This window comes from Variovorax sp. UMC13, assembly GCF_014170375.1.
In the GTDB taxonomy this organism is placed as follows: domain Bacteria; phylum Pseudomonadota; class Gammaproteobacteria; order Burkholderiales; family Burkholderiaceae_C; genus Variovorax.
This window is the reverse complement of record NZ_LZZW01000026.1, coordinates 23,547-41,168: the sequence shown is the minus strand read 5'-3', so window position 1 is coordinate 41,168 and position 17,622 is coordinate 23,547. Positions and strand designations below refer to the sequence as shown.

Genomic DNA, 17,622 nt, shown 5'->3' with positions numbered 1-17,622 from the left:
CCTGTCCTAAGCTCGGGCGGTTCGTCAATTTCTTTGCGCAACCGCCTGCGCACACGGAGCATCCACACGTGACCGATCCATCCGAATACAGTCCGCCCAAAGTCTGGACCTGGGACAAGGCCAGCGGCGGCAAGTTCGCCAACATCAACCGCCCGATCGCCGGGCCGACGCACGACAAGGAACTGCCCGTCGGCCGGCATCCCCTGCAGCTCTACTCGCTGGCCACGCCCAACGGCGTCAAGGTCACGGTGATGCTGGAAGAACTGCTCGCGCTCGGGCATGCGGGCGCGGAGTACGACGCCTGGCTCATCAGGATCGGCGAAGGCGACCAGTTCGGCAGCGGCTTCGTCGGCGTCAATCCCAATTCGAAGATCCCGGCGCTGCTGGACCGCAGCGGACCGGCGCCGGTCCGCGTGTTCGAGTCGGGCGCGATCCTGGTCTACCTGGCCGAGAAGTTCGGCGGTGCCTTGCTGCCGACCGAGTCCGCGAAGCGGGCCGAATGCCTGTCTTGGCTGTTCTGGCAGATGGGCAGCGCGCCCTACCTCGGCGGCGGCTTCGGCCATTTCTACGCCTACGCGCCGACGAAGATCGAATACGCGATCGACCGCTTCGCGATGGAGGTCAAGCGCCAGCTCGACGTGCTCGACCGGCGCCTGGCCGAATCGCCCTATCTGGCGGGCGAGGACTACACCATCGCCGACATCGCGGTGTGGTCCTGGTACGGCGCGCTCGCCAAGGGCCTGCTCTACGAGGCGGGCGAGTTCCTGCAGGTGCAGGCGTACACCCATGTGCAGCGCTGGACCGAGGCCATCGCCGCACGGCCCGCGGTGCAGCGCGGCCGGCGCGTCAACCGCACCTGGGGCGATGCGGCCAGCCAGCTGCCCGAGCGGCACGCGGCCAGCGATTTCGACGCCCCGCCGCCGCAGGCCTGAGCGCCGCGCGCCGGCTCAGGCCCGGCGCTTGAACAGGGCCGACGCCCCGCTCGCCAGCGCGAGTTCGTGGGTGGTGCGCAGCAGGGCCGGCCCGAGTTCGAGCATGCGCGCCTCGCTCAGGCGCACCAGCGGCCCGGCGATGGTCACCACGCCGATCACGGCACCGTTGCCGCTGCGGATGGGCGCGGCCATCGCGGTCATGGCCGGTGCGAACACCTCGACGATCATGCTGAAGCCGCGCTGCCGTGCGGCCTTCAGGAAGCCGAGCAGGGCCTTCACGGTGGTGGGCGCCTTCGGTCCGAAATCCTCCGGCTTGCCGAAGCCCTGCTTCGAGACCAGGGCCAGCGCCTCTTCGTCGCTCAGCGTCGACAGCCAGGCGTGGCCGGCCGAACTGCAGGACAGGTTGACCGACAGGCCCATGTCCGGGTCGTAGCGCAGCCCGCGCATCGCGCCCTGCGCCTTCGCGACGAAGGTGAGCTCGTCGCCGTCGACGACCGCGAGCCGCACGAGCTCGCCGGACTCCGCCGCCAGCCGGTCCAGCAGCGGCTGCGCGATGTCCACGATGCCGCTGGTGCTGAGGAAGCCGAGCCCCAGCGAGACCAGCTTGATGGTCAGCATGTAGTCGCCGTGGCTCTGGTCCTGCCGCACGTAGCCGCAGCGCACCAGCTCCGCGAGCAGGCGGTGCGTGGCGCTCAGCGGCATGTCCAGCTCGGAGGCCAGGGCCGACAGCGGCTTGCCTTCGGGATGCTTCGCCAGGTGCTCCAGGACGTTGAAGCTGCGTTCGAGGATGCTGCTCATGGGCGGTTCGGGTGGTCGGTGAGAGAAGGGCCGGGTGCCCGCGACTCCCGGAATCTACCAAATTTCGCCAAAGGGTTTCCACTATGGAAATGATTTCCACTTTTTAAATAGCATCCATCGGTCGGCGCCCTGCGGGTCGTCACGTCCTGTTCGCCTTTTGATGGAGATCCCCGTGAAGCCCACCGCCCGTATCCTGGCCGCCGCCGGCCTGTGCCTGCTCCTCGCCCTGCCCGCCGCCGCCCAGCAGGAGCGCGTCATCCGCTTCGGCCACCTCAACAACGCCGACCATCCGGTGAGCTTCGGCGTCAAGCGCTTCGCCGAGCTGCTGGCCGCCAAGAGCGGCGGCAAGCTCAAGGTGCAGGAGTTCCCGGCCTCGCAGCTGGGCAACGAGATGCAGCAGCAATCGGCCCTGCAGGGCGGCGTGCAGCAGATGTCGGCACCGGCCACCACCTCGCTGGCGGGCATCGTGAAGGAATTCGGGCTGGTGGACTTCCCCTTCGCCGTCGGCAGCTTCGCGCAGGCCGACGCCCTGCTCGACGGGCCGCTGGGCCAGGCGCTGATCGCCAAGCTGCCCGAGAAGGGCCTGGTGGCGCTGGGCTACTGGGACCTGGGCTTTCGCAACGTGACCAACAGCAAGCGCCCGATCACCAGGGCCGAGGATTTCGACGGGCTCAAGCTGCGCGTGATCCCGAACCCGGTGTTCCTCGAGACCTTCAAGGCCTTCAAGGCCAACCCGGTGCCGATGCCCTTCGCCGAGCTGTACGGCGCGCTGGAAGCCAAGGCGGTCGACGGCCAGGAGAACCCCTTCGCCGTGATCCTGTCGAACAAGTTCTTCGAGGTGCAGAAGTTCCTGAGCGCGACCAACCACGTGTATGCCGCGAACATCGTGCTGGTCAGCAAGAAGTTCTGGGATTCGCTCACGCCCGCCGAACAGAAGATGATGAACGACGCCGCCAACGAGGCGCGCGGCTACCAGCGCCAGGTGAGCCGCGCCGCGGCGCAGCGCTCGGTCGGCGACCTGCAGGCCAAGGGCATGCAGTTCAACGAGGTGGCGCCCGCCGAGCAGGCGCGCATGCGCCAGATCGCCAAGCCGGTCATCGACAAGTTCTCGGCCAGCTACGACCCCGCGATCGTGAAGCTCTACAACGACGAACTCGCGCGCATCCGCAAGTGATGCGGGCCCAGGCGAACACCACCATGCGCATCCTCGTCCTCCACGGCCCGAACCTCAACCTCTTCGGCCGCCGCGAACCCCACATCTACGGCAGGACCACGCTGCCCGAAATCAACGCCCGCCTCGAGGCGCTGGCCGCCGAGCTGCAGGTCGAGCTGGCCACCGTGCAGTCGAACCACGAAGGCACGCTGATCGACTTCCTGCACGAGCACATCGACAGCGCCCAGGGCGCCCTGGTCAACCCCGCCGGGCTGACGCAGCACGGCGTGCCGCTGCACGACGCGATCAAGGCCATGCCTTTCCCGGTGATCGAGGTGCACATGTCGAACATCGCGGCCCGCGAGGCCTGGCGCGCGCACTCGATCATCTCGCCGGCCGTTAAGGCCACGGTGCAGGGCTTCGGTCCGCACTCCTATCTCGCGGCGCTGCGCGCGCTGGTCGAGAGCCTGCGCGAGAGCGCGCCCGAGCACGGCGCGAGCCGGCCATGAACCGCTGGCTCGACGGCATCTGCCGCGGCATCGAGGCGCTCATCGCCTTCATGCTCGCGGTGATGGTGGTGCTGGTGTTCGGCAACGTGGTGCTGCGCTACGGCTTCAACTCCGGCATCACGGTGTCGGAGGAAGTGTCGCGCTGGCTCTTCATCTGGATGACCTTCCTGGGCGCGGTCGTCGCGCTCAAGGAGCACGGCCACCTGGGCGTCGACATGGTGGTGCAGAAGCTGCCGCCGGCCGGCAAGAAGGCCTGCCTGGCGCTGAGCCATGCGGTGATGCTCTACATCGTCTGGCTGCTGTTCGAAGGCAGCCTCGCGCAGGCGCGCATCAACTGGGACGTGAGCGCGCCCACCACCGGCGCCTCGATGGCGATCGTCTATGCCTCGGGCATCGTGTTCTCGGTCTGCGCGGCCTTCATCCTCGCGCTCGACCTGTACCGGTTGTTGACCGGAAAGATCGCCGACGAGCATTTGGTCATGGTGCAGGAGTCCGAAGAGGCGGTGCAGCTGCAGCAGATCCTCGGCGCGGCGCGCGAGCCCGGGAGCCGGACATGACCATCGCCGTCTTCGTCGGCTCGCTGCTGCTGGCCATGGCGGCCGGCATCCCGATCGCGTTCTCGCTGCTGGCCAGCGGCGTCGCGCTGATGTGGCACCTGGACCTCTTCGATGCGCAGATCCTGGCGCAGAACGTGATCGGCGGCGCCGACAGCTTCCCGCTGCTCGCCGTGCCCTTCTTCATGCTGGCCGGCGAGATCATGAACGTCGGCGGCCTGTCCAAGCGCATCGTCGACTTCGCGCTCGCGCTGGTCGGCCATGTCAAGGGCGGCCTGGGCTACGTGACCATCATGGCGGGCTGCCTGCTCTCGGCCCTGTCGGGTTCGGCGGTGGCCGATGCGGCAGCGCTCACCGCCCTGCTGCTGCCGATGATGGTCAAGGCCGGCCACGACAAGGCGCGCGCCGGCGGGCTGATCGCGGCCACGGGCGTGATCGGTCCGGTGATCCCGCCCAGCATCGGGCTGGTGATCTTCGGCGTGGCCGCCAACGTCTCGATCTCGAAGCTGTTCCTGGCCGCCATCGTGCCGGGCATCCTCATCGGCGCGGCGCTGTGGCTCACCTGGGCCTACCTGGTGCGGCGCGAGAAGATCGTGCCGCCGCCGCGCAAGTCGGCGGCCGAGATCGCCACTGCCTTCCGCAAGGCGCTGTGGGCGCTGATGCTGCCGGTCATCATCCTCGTGGGCCTGCGCATGGGCGTCTTCACGCCGACCGAGGCCGCGGTGGTGGCGGCGGTGTATGCGCTCTTCGTGTCGACCGTGATCTACCGCGAGATCAGCTGGGCCGACCTCTACGGCATCTTCGTCGCGGCCGCCAAGACCAGCGCGATCGTGATGTTCCTGATCGCCGCGGCGATGGTGAGCGCCTGGCTCATCACCGTGGCCGACCTGCCGTCCAAGGTGATCGGCCTGCTCGAGCCTTTCATGGGCAACAAGATCCTGCTGATGGCCGCGATCATGGTGCTGGTGATGGTGGTCGGCACCGCGATGGACATGACGCCGACCATCCTGATCCTCACGCCGGTGCTGATGCCGGTGGTGCGCGCGGCGGAGATCGACCCGGTCTACTTCGGCGTGATGTTCATCATCAACAACTCGATCGGGCTGGTGACACCGCCGGTGGGCACGGTGCTCAACGTGGTGGCGGGCGTCGGGCGGATCTCGATGGACGACGTGACCAAGGGCGTCGTGCCTTTCATGATCGCCGAGTTCGCGATCATGTTCGTGATGGTGCTCTTCCCCTGGCTCGTGACCTGGCCGGCCAAGCTGTTCCATGGTTGACACACAAAAGAAGGAGACCTCATGACCGCATCCCTCGTTCGACAGCTCACCGTCGCGGCCCTCGCTGCGCTCGCCATGCTCGGCGCCCAGGCGCAGGTCAAGGAGCGCACGCTCAAGTTCGCGTTCCAGAACCAGGCCGGCCACCCGCAGGCGCAGGGGGCGCAGAAGTTCGCCGACCTGGTGGCGGAGAAATCCGGCAGGAAGATCACGATCAAGCTCTTCCCCGGCGGCGCGCTGGGCGGCGACCTGCAGACGGTCTCCGCGCTGCAGGGCGGCACGGTCGAGATGACGGTGCTGAACGCCGGCATCCTGAGCGCGCAGGTCAAGGAGTTCGCGGCCTACGACCTGCCCTTCCTGTTCGCCAACGCGCAGGAAGCCGACGCCGTCACCGACGGCGCCTTCGGCAGGAAGCTGCTCGCCCGGCTGGAAGAGAAGAGCCTGCACGGGCTGGGCTACTGGGACCTGGGCTTCCGCAACCTGACCAACAGCAAGCGCCCCATCGCAAAGGCCGAGGACATCGCCGGGCTCAAGATCCGCGTGATCCAGTCGCCGCTGTACATCGACCTGTTCAGCACGCTTGGCGCGAACGCCACGCCGCTGCCCTTCCCGGAACTCTACGCCGCGCTGGACCAGAAGGCGGTCGACGGCCAGGAGAACCCCAACACCACCATCCTGGCCTCGAAGTTCGCCGAGGTGCAGAAGTACATCACCCAGACGCGCCACATCTACAACCCGCAGGCGCTGCTCATCGGCCGCAAGACCTGGGACGGCATGAGCGCGGAGGAACGCAGGATCATCGAGGACGCGGCGCGCGAAGCGACGCAGTTCCAGCGCGGCGTGTCCAGGGGCGAAGCCGACAAGGCGCTCGAAGCGCTCAAGGCCGCCGGCATGGTGGTGTCGGAACTGCCGCCGGCCGAGATGGCGAAGCTGCGCGAGAAGGTGAAGCCGGTGGTCGAGAAGTACGCGGCCGCGGTCGGCGCCGAGACGGTCAAGGAACTGAACGCCGAGATCGCCCGGGCGCGCAAGTAGCGGCCCCCGGGCGCCCGTCGCTCAGTGGCTGATCATCCAGGGCCGGCGCCCCGGCGCGCTCTTCGCGCCGTTGGGCGCGGTCACCGTGGCGCCCCGCTTGGCGCCGCTGCAGCAGCCGCAGCCCGAGGGATGCTTCAGCCGCGCATAGTCGCCCGAGCGCACCGGCTCGTGCGCCGCGCGCTCGTTGCCCGCGATGGCGCGGCGCGTGCCGTCGGCCATCAGCGCCAGGCGCGGCGCGCCCGACATCACGCGCGGTGCATCGGCGCCGCAGTCGGGGCAGATCGCCGGCACATCGCGCTGGCTCACGCTGCGGATGGCATCGAAGCCGCCGCAGCCGGCGCATCGGTAGTCGTAGGTCGGCATCGCGGCGCGGCCTTCAGCGCAGGTCCGGCGACAGCGGCATGTCGATGCTGCCGTCGATGAACTTCGTCGGCCCGCTGGCGTTCGGGTTGATGTCGAAGTCGAAGATCTCGGTCGGCAGCCACAGCGTGGCGCAGGAGTTGGGCACGTCGACCACGCCGCTGATGTGGCCCTGCACCGGGGCCGTGCCCAGGATCGAATAGGCCTGCGCGCCCGAGTAGCCGAACTTCTTCAGGTACTCGATGGCGTTCAGGCAGGCCTGGCGGTAGGCCACGTTGACGTCCAGGTAGTGCTGCTTGCCCGACTCGTCGACCGAGATGCCTTCGAAGATCAGGAAGTCCTTGTAGTTGGGCGTCATCACGCTGGGCTTGAAGATCGGGTTCTTGATGCCGTACTTGGCCATGCCGCCCTTGATCAGCGTGACCTTCATGTGCACCCAGCCGGCCATCTCGATCGCGCCGCAGAAGGTGATCTCGCCGTCGCCCTGGCTGAAGTGCAGGTCGCCCACCGAGAGGCCCGCGCCGTCGACGTAGACCGGGAAGAACACCTTGGAGCCGCGCGACAGGTCCTTGATGTCGCAGTTGCCGCCATGCTCGCGCGGCGGCACCGTGCGCGCGCCCTCGGCCGCGGCCTTGGCGCGGGCCTCGCCGGTCATCTTGCCCATGTGGGCGGTGCCGGCCGAGGGCGGGTTGGCCAGGCCGGGCACGCGGTGCGGGTCGGTGTCGATGAGCTTCTGCTCGCGCTCGTTCCACATGTCGAGCATGGGCTTGTCGGGCAGGCAGCCGATCAGGCCCGGATGGATCAGGCCCGCGAAGTTCACGCCCGGGATGTGGCGCGAGCTGGTGAACATGCCCTTGAAGTCCCAGATCGACTTCTGCGCCTGCGGGAAGTGGTCGGTCAGGAAGCCGCCGCCGTTCTTCTTGGAGAAGAAGCCGTTGAAGCCCCAGAGCGAATCCTGCTTGGCGCCGATGTCGAGCAGGTCGACCACCAGCAGGTCGCCCGGCTCGGCGCCCTTCACGCCCACCGGGCCCGACAGGTAGTGCACCGTCGTCAGGTCGATGTCGCGCACGTCGTCGGCGCTGTCGTTGTTCTGGATGAAGCCGCCGGTCCAGTCGAAGGTCTCGAGGATGAAGTCGTCGCCCGGGTTGACCCAGCAGGCCATCGGAATGTCCGGGTGCCAGCGGTTGTGGATCATCTCGTTCTCGGTGGGCGACTTCGTCAGGTCGACCTTGATCAGCGTGTCTGTCATTTGCAATGGCTCCTGGAGTGGTGGTTAAACGGAGAGATAGGTCTTGATGTGGGCTACGTCCGTCTTGTCGCGCGCGGTCTCGTGCACCAGACGGCCGCCCTCGATCACGAACAGCCGGTCGGCCACGTCCATGGCGAAGCTCAACACCTGCTCCGACACGACGATCGTGATGCCGCGCATCTTGCGGATCTCGTTGAGCGCCTTGGCGATGTCCTTGATGATCGAAGGCTGGATGCCCTCGGTGGGCTCGTCGAGCAGCAGCACCTTGGGGTCGGTGACCAGTGCGCGCGCGATGGCCAGCTGCTGCTGCTGGCCGCCCGACAGGTTGCCGCCCTTGCGCCGCTTCATGTCCCAGAGCACCGGGAACAGCGCGTAGATTTCCTCTGGGATGCGCTTGGCCTTGGCGTTCTCCAGGCCGGTCTGGATGTTCTCTTCCACCGTCAGCGTGGGGAAGATCATCCGGCCCTGCGGCACATAGGCGATGCCCTTGGCCACGCGCCTGAAGCTCTCGTCGTGCGACACGTCCTGGCCCGCGACGCTGATGCGGCCGCTCCTGATCGGCAGCACGCCCATCAGGCTCTTGAACAGCGTGGTCTTGCCCATGCCGTTGCGGCCCATGATGGCGACCGTCTCGTTGGGCCTGGCCTCGAAGGAGATGCCGTGCAGCGCCTCGCTCTGGCCGTAGGCGGTGTGCAGGTCGGTGACTTTCAACATGTCGTGGGTTCCTTGGAGGCGGCTGAATACGGACTTCCGGACGCAGAGGACGCAGAGGTTTCGCAGAAGACGCCAAAGAAAACATCCAAAAGATCCGGTACTTTCTTCGCGTTTCTTTTTGGCGTCCTTTGCGAAATCTCTGCGTCCTCTGCGTCCGGTGTTGGTCTTGGTCTTCCAAACTCGCTCATGGTCAATGCCCCAGATACACGTCGATGACGCGTTCATCCGCCTGCACCTTGTCCATCGGCCCTTCGGCCAGGATCTTTCCCTGGTGCATCACCGTGACCTTGTGCGCGATCTGCTTGACGAATTCCATGTCGTGCTCGATCACGATCACCGCACGGTCGGTGCAGATGCGCTGGAGCAGTTCGGCCGTGAGCTCGCGCTCGCGCGCGCTCATGCCGGCGATGGGCTCGTCGAGCATCAGCAGTTCGGGCTCCTGCATCAGCAGCATGCCGATCTCCAGCCACTGCTTCTGGCCGTGCGACAGCAGGCCGGCCTCGGTGTCGAGCCGGTCGGCCAGGCGCACGTCGGTCGCGACTTCCTGCACCTTGGCCTTCACCGCCTCGGTGCACTGGAAGGCCAGCGCGCCGAACACCGAGCGGCCCGCGGGGTAGGACACTTCGAGGTTCTGGAACACGCTGAGGTTCTCGTAGATCGAGGGTGTCTGGAACTTGCGGCCGATGCCCAGGCGCACCCGCTTGTGCTCGGCCATGCGGGTGAGCTCGGTGTTCTTGAACTTGATGCTGCCGCCGCTGGCCTTGGTCTTGCCGCAGATCAGGTCGAGCAGCGTGGTCTTGCCGGCGCCGTTGGGCCCGATGATCACGCGCAGTTCGTTCCTGTCGATGTAGAGCGTCAGCTTGTCGATGGCCTTGAAGCCGTCGAAGGAGACCGTGAGGTCTTCCACGGCGAGGGCGAAGTCGGTGTTGCTCATGGCGTGCTTCCCTGGTTCAGATGCGCTGGCTGCTCACGCCTTCGGGCAGGCTGGCCTCGTCGGCGCGAGCCGCAGCGACCGGTGCGGCCGGTGCCGGCGCGGCGGCCTCGCGCAGCGCCTGCCGGCGGCCTTTCCACCAGGGCACGATGTGGCTCTCCCACAGGCCGGCCAGCCCCATCGGGAAGGCCATGGTCACGCCAATGAACAGCGCCGCCATCAGGAACAGCCAGAGATCGGGGAAGCTTTCGGAGAACAGCGTCTTGCCCGCGTTCACCAGCAGCGTGCCGTAGACCGCGCCGACCAGGCTCATGCGCCCGCCCACCGCGGCGAAGATCACCATCTCGATCGAGGGCACGATGCCCACGAAGCTGGGCGACATGAACCCCACCTGCAGCGAGAACAGCGCGCCGCCGATGCCCGAGAGCGCGGCCGCCAGGCAGAAGGTGAAGACCTTGAAGTTCGACACGTCGTAGCCCGAGAAGCGCACCCGGTCTTCCTTGTCGCGCATGGCCAGCAGCAGCGTGCCCAGCTTGCTGACCTGGATCCAGCGGCACAGCAGGATGCTGGCCACCAGCAGCGCGACGCAGACGTAGTAGAGGATGTACTTGGCGCTGTCGGTGCGCGTGTCCCAGCCGGCCAGGGTCTTGAGGTCGGTCATGCCGTTGACGCCGCCGGTGTAGCCCTGCTGGCCGATGATCAGCACCGTCACGATCAGCGCCACCGCCTGCGTGATGATCGCGAAGTACACGCCGCCCACGCGCCGCTTGAACATCGCGTAGCTGATGATCCAGGCCAGCAGCGTCGGCACCGCGATCACCAGGATCAGCGTGAGCGTGAGGCTCTTGAAGGGCAGCCACATCAGCGGCAGCGCGGTGATCTGGTTCCAGTCCATGAAGTCGGGGATGCCCGGCGTCGACTGGATCTTGGTGGTGACGGGGTCCGAGGCCTCGAGCTTGAGGAACATCGCCATCGCGTAGCCGCCCAGGCCGAAGAACACGCCCTGCCCCAGGCTCAGCACGCCGCCGTAGCCCCATACCATCACCAGCCCGACGGCGACGAAGGCGTAGGTGAGGTACTTGCCCACCAGGTTGAGGCGGAAGATGTCGAGCGTGAGCGGCAGCACCACGGCCAGCAGCAGCACCAGCAGCGCGAGGCTCCAGAGCTTGTAGCGCAGGATCGAGGCCTTGATGAAATTCATCGATGACTCCAAAGCAGACAGAGGAAGTTGAAGGTGTGCAGCAGGTTCATGCGTGCCTTCAACGGCGGACCTTGGAGGCGAACAAGCCCTGCGGCCGCATCATCAGGATCAACACGATCAGCGACAGCGTCAGCACCTTGGCCATCGAGCCGGTCATGAAGAACTCCGCGATCGACTGCGTCTGGGCGATGCCGAAGGCCGAGACCACGGTGCCCAGCAGGCTGGCCGCGCCGCCGAAGGTGACGACCAGGAAGGCGTCGACGATGTAGAGCTGGCCCGAGGTCGGCCCGGTCGAGCCGATGGTGGTGAAGGCCGCGCCCGCCATGCCCGCGATGCCGCAGCCGATGGCGAAGGTCAGACGGTCGGTTTTCTTGGTGTCGATGCCGGTGGCGTTGGCCATCACGCGGTTGGCGACCGTGGCGCGCACCCGCAGGCCCCAGCGGCTGTGGTGCAGCGCCAGCAGCACGGCGGCGGTGGTGAAGAGCGTCAGTGCCAGCACGAACAGGCCGTTGATCGGAATGTCCAGCCCTTCGGCCGGCGACCACGAACCCATCAGCCACTCGGGCAGCGTGGGGCTCACCTCCTTCGGCCCGATGAAGGTGCGGAAGATCTGCTGCAGCCCGAGGCTGATGCCGAAGGTGGCCAGCAAGGTGTCGAGCGGCCGCTTGTAGAGGTGCCGGATCAGCGCCCACTCCACGCCCCAGCCGACGATGAACGCGAACAGGAAGGCCAGCCCGATCGCGAAAGGAAAGTAATAGGGCATCCACGTGGGCGCGAGGCTTTCGGTCAGCCGCGCCGCCATGTAGATGGTGTAGGCCCCGATGGTCATGAACTCGCCATGCGCCATGTTGATGACGCCCATCTGGCCGAAGATGATGGCCAGGCCCAGGCCCATCAGCAGCAGCACCGCGAACAGGCTCAGCCCCGCGAAGCCCTGCATCAGGCCGATGTTCCACATGTCTGAAATGCTCATGAGCAAGGCTCCTTGGGTGTTGCGCCTTCCCCCTCTGGGGGAAGGTTGGGATGGGGGCCAGCGCCGCACGGTGGCGCCGCGTGCCCCACCCCTGCCCTCCCCCGGAGGGGGAGGGAGTCAGATCACTGGTAGCCTTTGGGGAACGGATCAGGCTTGATCAGCTCGGCCGATTCCGCCACCACCTTGAACGTGCCATCCAGCTGCCCCTGCCCGATGCGCGCCTTGCTCCACAGATGGTGGTTGGCGTCCAGCTTCACGTAGCCTTCGGGCGCGGTCTTGAGCTCGATGCCCGGCGAGGCGGCCACCACCTTGTCGATGTCGAAGCTGCCGGCCTTCTCGACCGCGGCCTTCCAGAGCCAGGGGCCCAGGTAGCCGGCCTGCGTCACGTCGCCGATCACCGCGTCCTTGCCGTACTTGGCCTTGAAGGCCTCGACGAACTTCTTGTTGTTCGCGTTGTCCAGCGACTGGAAGTACTTCATCGACGAATAGAAGCCGGCGAAGTTCTCGCCGCCCACGCCGGTCATCTCGTCCTCGGTCACGGCCAGCGTCAGCAGGAACTGCTTGTCGCCGGTGATGCCCGCGGCCTTGAGCTGCTTGTAGAAGGCCACGTTGGAGCCGCCCACCACGGCCGCGAAGATGCAGTCCGGCTTGGCGACCTTGATCTTGTTGATCAGCGAGTTGAAGTTGGTGTGGCCCAGCGGGTAGTACTCCTCGCCCTTCACCGTGCCCAGCTTGCCCACGGTCTCGATGTGCTTGCGCGCGATCTTCATCGAGGTGCGCGGCCAGATGTAGTCGGAGCCGACCAGGAAGAAGGTCTTGGCCTTCTTCTCCTTCGCGCCCCAGTCCAGGCCCCAGATGATCTGCTGGGTGGCTTCCTGGCCGGTGTAGATCACGTTCTTGCTCTGCTCCAGGCCTTCGTAGAAGGTCGGGTAGTACAGGAGGCCGTTCTCCTTCTCGAAGATCGGCAGCACCGCCTTGCGCGAGGCGCTGGTCCAGCAGCCGAAGACCGCGGCGCAGTGGTCGTTGACCAGCAGCTTCTTCGACTTCTCGGCGAAGGTGGGCCAGTCGGAGGCGCCGTCCTCCTTGATCACCTTGATCTTGCGGCCCAGGATGCCGCCCATGGCGTTGATCTGGTCGATGGCGAGCTGCTCGGCCTGGATCGAGCCGGTCTCGGAGATCGCCATGGTGCCGCTGGACGAATGCAGCTGGCCGACCGTGACCTCGGTGTCGGTCACCGCCAGCTTGGTCGTGTTGACCTTGGCGGTGGGGAACTGCTGGCCGAAGCTCAGGCCGCTCAGGCCCATCACCGGCAGCACGGCCGCGCCCTGCAGCAGGCGGCGGCGGCGCAGCGCGAGCTGCTGCTGCGGCAGCATCGAATCGAGGGACGGGTCTTGGTCGCGGTCATGGGCCATTGAGGATCTCCAGTCAAGGATGGAAGGGTGGAAGGACGAACGGGCCACGGGGCGGCGGTGCACCAACGCTGTGCGGCGCTTGGCACACCGAGCACCATGGCCGTGACTGTAGGAAGGCAGGCCGCATCGCCGAATACGTCAATCAACGTAGCCGAGCCGCGGCCCACAGCGGCGAGACTGGCCGACCGGTTTTCCATCGCCGGACGGACAAGGAGCGCTTCTTGCAACGTGACGGCCATTCCCCCTTCCCGAAAGAACGGAACATGCCGCCCGTCACCGGTCAGAAGATCTTTCGCATCCGCCGCGAATACAACACCTGGGTCGCCAACGAGACGCTGGAGGACTACGCGTTGCGCTACACGCCGCGCAGCTTCCGCAAGTGGTCGGAGTTCCGCGTGGCCAACGCGGCCTTCGGCGCCACCTCCTTCCTCGCACTGGAGGCCATCGGCGGCGCCATCGCGCTGAGCTACGGCTTCGAGAACGCGCTGTGGGCGATCCTGGTGGTGGGGCTGATCACCTTTCTCACCGGGCTGCCGATCTGCTTCTACGCCGCCAAGTACGGCGTGGACATGGACCTGCTCACGCGCGGCGCCGGCTTCGGCTACCTGGGCTCCACCCTCACCTCGCTGATCTACGCCAGCTTCACCTTCCTCTTCTTCGCGCTCGAGGCCGCGATCCTGGCGCTGGCGCTGCAGATGTACTTCGACTGGTCGCTGGCGGTGTGCTACCTGGTGTCGTCGATCGTCATCATCCCGCTGGTGATGCGCGGCGTCACCATGATCTCGGCGCTGCAGCTGTGGACCCAGCCGGTCTGGCTGCTGCTGTTCGTCTGCCCCTTCGTGGCGGTGCTGTGGAAGAACCCGCAGGCCTTCGTCGACTTCACCGGCCTGGTCGGCCGCCTCTCGGGCAGCAACACCTTCGACCCGCTGATGTTCGGCGCCGGCGCCACCGTGGCCTTCGCGCTGGTGGTGCAGATCGGCGAGCAGGTCGACTACCTGCGCTTCCTGCCCGAGAAGACCGCCGCCAACCGCGGCCGCTGGTGGGCCGCGGTGCTGGTGGCCGGGCCGGGCTGGATCGTGCCGGGCATGCTCAAGATGATGGGCGGCGCCTTCCTGGCCTTCCTGGCGCTGCAGCACGAGATCCCGGCGCTGCACGCGATCGAACCGACCCGCATGTACCTAGCCGGCTTCGCCTACGTCTTCAGCGACCCGGCCTGGGTGCTGGGCATCACCACGCTGTTCGTGGTGATCTCGCAGATGAAGATCAACCTGACCAACGCCTACGCGGGCTCGCTGGCCTGGTCGAACTTCTTTGCCCGGCTGACCCACAGCCACCCGGGGCGCGTGGTGTGGCTGGTGTTCAACGTGCTGATCGCGCTGCTGCTGATGACGCTGGGCGTGTTCGCGGCGCTGGAGAAGGTGCTGGGCCTCTACAGCAACATCGCGATCGCCTGGGTCGGTGCGCTGGTGGCCGACCTGGTGATCAACAAGCCGCTGGGCTGGAGCCCCAAGTCGATCGAGTTCAAGCGCGCCCATCTCTACGACATCAATCCGGTGGGGCTGGTGTCGATGCTGGTCGCGGCCACGGTCGCGATGGTGGCCTACGCCGGGCTGCTGGGGCGCTGGGCCGAGGCCTTCGCCCCCTTCATCGCGCTGCTGACCGCGCTGCTCGTGTCGCCCCTTCTGGCCTGGAAGACGAAGGGCCGCTACTACCTGGCGCGCACCGACATCCGCCAGTGGCAGCCCGGCGAGATGGTGCGCTGCTCGGTCTGCGACAACCGCTTCGAGTCGGAGGACATGGCGCACTGCCCGGCCTACGGCGCGCCGATCTGCTCGCTGTGCTGCACGCTCGAATCGCGCTGCCACGACGGCTGCAAGAAGGACTCGCGCGCCTCGCAGCAGATCGGCCTGTGGCTCAAGGCGCTGCTGCCGCCGGCGCTGGCGCTGCGGCTGAACTTCCGGGTGGCGCACTACATGCTGGTGGCGGCCTCGCTGGTCGCGCTGCTGGCCACGGTGATGGGCATCGTGTTCGCGCAGGAAGGGCTGCTGGACGCGCAGGCCGCCCACCTTTACCTGCGCGCGCCCTTCCTCAAGGTGTTCGCGCTGCTCGCCATGGTGGCGGCGGTGGCGGCCTGGTGGGTGGTGCTGGGCAGCGAGAGCCGCAAGATGGCGCAGGAGGAATCGAACCGCCACAACCACCTGCTCACGCTGGAGATCGAGGCCCACCGCCGCACCGACGCCGCGCTGCAGAGCGCCAAGGAGGCGGCCGAGGCGGCCAACCAGGCCAAGACCCGCTACGTGGCCGGCATGGCGCACGAGCTGCGCACGCCGCTCAACAGCATCCTGGGCTATTCGCAGATCCTGCTGAAGAACGACCACGCCACCCACCCGCCGCGCGCCGCGGTCCAGACCATCCACAAGAGCGGCGAGCACATGCTGGGGCTGATCGACGGCCTGCTCGACCTGGCCCGCATCGAGGCCGGCCGGCTGCAGCTGGAACCGATGCCGCTGGCCCTCCCCGGCTTCCTCGACGAGGTGGTGCGCATGGTCCGGCCGCAGGCCGAGGGCAAGGGCCTGGCCTTCGTCTACACCCACAGCGGGCGCCTGCCGGCCTGGGTGCATGCCGACGCCAAGCGGCTGCGCCAGATCCTGATCAACCTGCTGACCAACGGCGTGCGCTTCACCGAGGCCGGCACCGTGACCCTGCATGTCGATGCCCGGCGCGAGGTGCTGCGCTTCGACGTGGTCGACACCGGCATCGGCGTGGCGCCGCAGGACCACCAGCGCATCTTCCTGCCCTTCGAGCGCGGCGCGGCCGGCCGCCGCCACGGCGAGCCGGGCACCGGGCTGGGCCTGACCATCACCGGCCTGCTGACCTCGCTGATGGGCGGCGAGCTGCGCCTGAGCGCGACCTCCGCCCAGGGCAGCACCTTCAGCGTGCGGGTCTACCTGCGCGAGGTGGCCGACCCCGGTCCGCAGGCCGAGCCGCAGCGCCCGATCTCGGGCTACTTCGGCCCGCGCCGCACGCTGCTGGTGGTCGACGACCAGCCGGTGCAGCGCCAGATGCTGGCCGGCATGCTGATGCCGCTGGGCTTCGACGTGCGCGAGGCCGCCAGCGGCACCGAGTGCCTCGACAGTTTGCGCGAGCACGTGCCGGCCGCGATCCTGCTCGACATCAGCATGGACGACATGGACGGCTGGGAGACCGCCACCCGGGTGCGGGCCGCCGGCTTCGAGCAGGTGCCGATCGTGATCGTGTCGGCCAACGTGTTCGAGAACCAGGCCGAGCGCCTGCGCGCCACCGGCTGCCAGGCCTTCGTCGGCAAGCCGGTGATCGAGTCGCAGCTGATCGCCACGCTGGAACGCCACCTGGGCCTGCAGTGGCTGCAGCACGCGCCGCCGCCGGTCGCGCACGACGCAGCGCCGCCGGCGGCCGAACCGGTCGCACTGCCCGAGGAGGCGCGGCTGGAGCTGATGCGGCTGGTGCAGGTGGGCCATGTGCGCGGGCTGCAGCAGGCCCTCGACCGAATCGGCGCGGGCGACCCGGCGCTGGCAGCCGCCTGCACCCGGCTGCGCGGCATGCTGACCCGCTTCGAACTCGAGGATTTCAAGAACGCGCTCGCGGAGGATGCCGATGCACCCAGTGCCTGAGAACGACCGCCCGGTGGTGCTGGTGGTCGACGACGCGCCCAGCAGCCTGGGCATGCTGTGCGACACGCTGGAGGCCAGCGGCTACACCGTGCTGGTGGCGGCCGACGGCGAATCGGCGCTGCAGCGGCTGGAGCTGGTGGTGCCAGATGCGATCCTGCTCGACGGCATCATGCCCGGCCTCTCGGGCTTCGAGACCTGCCGCCGGATCAAGGCCAACCCGGCGCTGGCCCACATCCCGGTGCTGTTCATGACCGGCCTGTCCGAAACCCAGGACGTGGTCGAGGGCTTCGCCTGCGGCGGCGTCGACTACGTGGTCAAGCCGATCCGCGCCCAGGAGGTGCTGGCGCGGCTGCACACCCACGCGCGCAACGCCCGCATCACGCGCATGGCGCGCGACGCGGTCGACGTGGCGGGCATGGGCGTGGTCTTCGTCGACACCCGTGGCCGGTTGGCCTGGCGCTCGCCCCAGGCCGCGCTGTGGCTGCACGCGCTGGGGGAGCCGGCCGCGCCGGGACAGCTGCCGGCCGTGCTCGACGCGGCGCTGGTGGCCGGCGGCAGCGTGCTGGTGCGCACCGCCGCCGGCACCCGGCTGTCGGTGCGCAACCTGGGCTCGGCCACGCTGGGCGAGACCATGCTGCTGCTGGCGGTGCAGCGCGAGGGCCCGGCGGCCGCGGCCCGGGTCAGCGAGGCGGCACTCACCCCGCGCGAGACCGAGGTGCTGTCCTGGCTGGCCAAGGGCAAGACCAACCGCGACATCGGCGACATCCTGGGCATGAGCCCGCGCACGGTGAACAAGCACGCCGAGCACATCTTCGAGAAGCTGGGCGTGGAGACCCGCTCGGCCGCGGCCGCGCTGGCCAGCGGCCACCTGGTCTGA

At 67.8% G+C, this 17,622-nt stretch carries 16 protein-coding genes; 8 read left to right on the top strand and 8 right to left on the bottom strand.

The features are described 5' to 3' along the window. The first annotated feature begins 68 nt into the window (after positions 1-68). Complete coding sequence (gene yghU, locus A9977_RS21995; protein WP_183027022.1) at positions 69-932, top strand: glutathione-dependent disulfide-bond oxidoreductase; 864 nt, start codon at positions 69-71, stop codon at positions 930-932. A 15-nt stretch (positions 933-947) separates the two neighbouring features. Here yghU and A9977_RS21990 read toward each other — a convergent pair whose 3' ends face one another. Next, positions 948-1,730 carry an IclR family transcriptional regulator gene (locus A9977_RS21990; protein ID WP_183027021.1) on the bottom strand — a complete coding sequence of 261 codons (783 nt, stop codon included), beginning with the start codon at positions 1,728-1,730 and terminating at the stop codon, positions 948-950. Positions 1,731-1,902: 172 nt separating this feature from the next. Here A9977_RS21990 and A9977_RS21985 point away from each other — a divergent pair, with 172 nt between their 5' ends. Genes A9977_RS21985 through A9977_RS21965 form a run of 5 tightly spaced genes read left to right on the top strand, consistent with a single transcriptional unit; the run spans position 1,903 to position 6,255 of the window. Further along, positions 1,903-2,904 (top strand): TRAP transporter substrate-binding protein, encoded by a 1,002-nt coding sequence (locus A9977_RS21985; protein WP_310936179.1) that lies wholly within the window; start codon positions 1,903-1,905, stop codon positions 2,902-2,904. Positions 2,905-2,927: 23 nt separating this feature from the next. After that, positions 2,928-3,392, top strand: coding sequence for a type II 3-dehydroquinate dehydratase (locus tag A9977_RS21980; protein ID WP_183027019.1), 465 nt, complete (start codon positions 2,928-2,930; stop codon positions 3,390-3,392). Then, on the top strand, positions 3,389-3,949 hold the full coding sequence (locus tag A9977_RS21975; RefSeq protein ID WP_183027018.1) for a TRAP transporter small permease: 561 nt from the start codon (positions 3,389-3,391) through the stop codon (positions 3,947-3,949). The genes A9977_RS21980 and A9977_RS21975 overlap by 4 nt, the downstream gene beginning before the upstream one ends. Further along, entirely contained in the window at positions 3,946-5,226 is a 1,281-nt protein-coding gene (locus A9977_RS21970) for a TRAP transporter large permease (protein ID WP_183027017.1), read from the top strand. Before A9977_RS21975 ends, A9977_RS21970 begins: the two co-directional genes overlap by 4 nt. A gap of 21 nt (positions 5,227-5,247) precedes the next feature. After that, complete coding sequence (locus A9977_RS21965; RefSeq protein ID WP_183027016.1) at positions 5,248-6,255, top strand: TRAP transporter substrate-binding protein; 1,008 nt, start codon at positions 5,248-5,250, stop codon at positions 6,253-6,255. Between the two features lie 21 nt (positions 6,256-6,276). Here the strand turns inward: A9977_RS21965 and A9977_RS21960 are convergent, their stop codons facing one another. The 7 genes from A9977_RS21960 to urtA form a co-directional block, all read right to left on the bottom strand. Next, a complete protein-coding gene (locus A9977_RS21960) occupies positions 6,277-6,618 on the bottom strand; it encodes a zinc ribbon domain-containing protein (protein WP_183027015.1) in 342 nt (113 codons plus the stop codon). A gap of 13 nt (positions 6,619-6,631) precedes the next feature. Beyond that, positions 6,632-7,864, bottom strand: coding sequence for a formamidase (gene fmdA / locus A9977_RS21955; RefSeq protein WP_183027014.1), 1,233 nt, complete (start codon positions 7,862-7,864; stop codon positions 6,632-6,634). A 24-nt stretch (positions 7,865-7,888) separates the two neighbouring features. Further along, entirely contained in the window at positions 7,889-8,578 is a 690-nt protein-coding gene (gene urtE, locus A9977_RS21950; RefSeq protein WP_183027013.1) for an urea ABC transporter ATP-binding subunit UrtE, read from the bottom strand. Positions 8,579-8,768: 190 nt separating this feature from the next. After that, positions 8,769-9,512, bottom strand: a complete 744-nt coding sequence (urtD, locus tag A9977_RS21945; protein WP_183027012.1) for an urea ABC transporter ATP-binding protein UrtD — start codon at positions 9,510-9,512, stop codon at positions 8,769-8,771. Positions 9,513-9,528: 16 nt separating this feature from the next. Next, positions 9,529-10,710: an urea ABC transporter permease subunit UrtC gene (gene urtC, locus A9977_RS21940; protein WP_183027011.1), complete on the bottom strand. Its 1,182-nt coding sequence runs from the start codon at positions 10,708-10,710 to the stop codon at positions 9,529-9,531. A gap of 58 nt (positions 10,711-10,768) precedes the next feature. Then, positions 10,769-11,683 carry an urea ABC transporter permease subunit UrtB gene (urtB, locus tag A9977_RS21935; protein WP_183027010.1) on the bottom strand — a complete coding sequence of 305 codons (915 nt, stop codon included), beginning with the start codon at positions 11,681-11,683 and terminating at the stop codon, positions 10,769-10,771. 122 nt (positions 11,684-11,805) lie between these two features. Continuing rightward, on the bottom strand, positions 11,806-13,095 hold the full coding sequence (gene urtA, locus A9977_RS21930; RefSeq protein ID WP_220811996.1) for an urea ABC transporter substrate-binding protein: 1,290 nt from the start codon (positions 13,093-13,095) through the stop codon (positions 11,806-11,808). A 263-nt stretch (positions 13,096-13,358) separates the two neighbouring features. Here urtA and A9977_RS21925 point away from each other — a divergent pair, with 263 nt between their 5' ends. Further along, positions 13,359-16,745 carry an ATP-binding protein gene (locus A9977_RS21925; RefSeq protein WP_183027009.1) on the top strand — a complete coding sequence of 1,129 codons (3,387 nt, stop codon included), beginning with the start codon at positions 13,359-13,361 and terminating at the stop codon, positions 16,743-16,745. Further along, a complete protein-coding gene (locus A9977_RS21920) occupies positions 16,723-17,622 on the top strand; it encodes a response regulator transcription factor (protein WP_183027008.1) in 900 nt (299 codons plus the stop codon). The genes A9977_RS21925 and A9977_RS21920 overlap by 23 nt, the downstream gene beginning before the upstream one ends.